We start from the raw sequence: 1,649 nt of genomic DNA on the forward strand, positions 1-1,649 counted from the left end.
GCCAAGGGCGAACTCCAGCAGGTCGCCGCCCTGGCCGCCGAGGCCGCCGACGAACTGCGCGCGGCGGTCGTCGAGCTGCGCCCCGCGGCCCTCGACGAGGACGGCCTCGTCGCCACCCTGCGCACCCAGATCCAGGTCCTCGACCGCGCCCACACCGCGCGCGTGACCTTCACCGGGCACGGCGTGCGCGCCCTGCCCGCCGCCCAGGAGGAGGCGGTGCTGCGCGTCGCCCAGGAGGCACTGCACAACGCGCTGCGGCACTCCGGCGGCGACCACGTCGACGTCACCCTGGACCGCCGGGGCGGCGGAGCGGTCCTGCGGGTCAGCGACGACGGCGGCGGCTTCGACCCGCGGATCGTCCGCCGCGCGGGCCGTCATCTGGGCCTGGTCTCCATGCGGGACCGGGCGAGCGGGGTCGGCGGCAGGCTGACCGTGGAATCGGCGCCCGGCAAGGGCACCACGATCGAGATGGAGGTCCCCGGTGGCTGACGCAATCAAGGTGCTGCTGGTCGACGATCACCAGGTGGTACGCCGGGGGCTGCGCACCTTCCTCGAGGTGCAGGACGACATCGAGGTCGTCGGCGAGGCCGCGGACGGCGCCGAAGGGGTCGCCCTGGCGGGGGAGCTGGGACCCGACGTCATCCTCATGGACGTCAAGATGCCCGGCATGGACGGCGTGGACGCGCTGCGCCGGCTCCGTGAACTGGACCACCCCGCGCGCGTGCTGATCGTCACCAGCTTCACCGAGCAGCGCACGGTCGTCCCCGCCCTTCGCGCGGGCGCCGCCGGTTACGTGTACAAGGACGTCGACCCCGACGCGCTCGCCGGAGCCATCCGCTCCGTGCACGCCGGGCACGTCCTGCTCCAGGCGGAGGTGGCCGGCGCGCTGCTGTCCCAGGAGGAGACGGGCTCGGGCACGGGACGCGCGGGCTCCCTCACCGAACGGGAGCGCGAAGTGCTCGGGCTCATAGCGGACGGCCGCGCCAACCGGGAGATCGCCCGCGCCCTGGTGCTCTCCGAGAAGACCGTGAAGACCCACGTCTCGAACATCCTGATGAAACTCGACCTGGCGGACCGCACGCAGGCCGCCCTGTGGGCCGTGCGCCACGGTCTGAGCGGCTGACCCGTGACGCCTCGGACCGGCCGGAAGGTTCCCCTCCGATCCGAGATTCATACCGTAGTGGGAATGTCCCTCGGATGGCCGTATCCATTGCCGGTACCGGCCGTTCTCCAGTGCACGCCGCGGCGCCTGCCGCGGCCATCGCAAGGAGGGCTCGGAAAGTGAAGAACCTGAAGAAGGCAGCGGCCGTGACGATGGTGGCCGGCGGTCTGCTCGCGGCCGGTACGGGGATGGCCTCCGCCACCGACGGCAGCCACGCCGACGGCACGGCCGTGGGCTCCCCGGGCGTCGTCTCCGGCAATGTCGTCCAGGTCCCGGTCGACGTCCCGGTCAACGTGTCCGGCAACAGCATCAACGTCATCGGCGTCCTGAACCCGGCCTTCGGCAACACCGCCGTCAACCACTGACGCGCACCCGCCCCAGCCCCGGCCGCCCGCCCCCACCGAGCGCCGGGGCTCGGCGCTGTCCCGACACATGCCGCATAACTGCGGACAGCCGTACCACCCCCGACGTAACTGCGGGCAATCGT

Annotated in this window: 3 protein-coding genes; all 3 read left to right on the forward strand. The window is 72.7% G+C overall.

From position 1 onward, the window contains the following. Window positions 1-489: sensor histidine kinase (locus tag B7767_RS35815; RefSeq protein ID WP_256923684.1), on the forward strand; the 489-nt coding region annotated here is incomplete at its 5' end. Next, window positions 482-1,123 carry a response regulator transcription factor gene (locus tag B7767_RS35820; protein WP_085575691.1) on the forward strand — a complete coding sequence of 214 codons (642 nt, stop codon included), beginning with the start codon at window positions 482-484 and terminating at the stop codon, window positions 1,121-1,123. The genes B7767_RS35815 and B7767_RS35820, both read left to right, overlap by 8 nt. A gap of 158 nt (window positions 1,124-1,281) precedes the next feature. After that, on the forward strand, window positions 1,282-1,527 hold the full coding sequence (locus tag B7767_RS35825) for a chaplin (protein WP_073937419.1): 246 nt from the start codon (window positions 1,282-1,284) through the stop codon (window positions 1,525-1,527). Window positions 1,528-1,649 lie beyond the last annotated feature (122 nt).

The sequence above is a fragment of the Streptomyces sp. 13-12-16 genome (genome assembly GCF_002114215.1).
GTDB lineage: Bacteria > Actinomycetota > Actinomycetes > Streptomycetales > Streptomycetaceae > Streptomyces.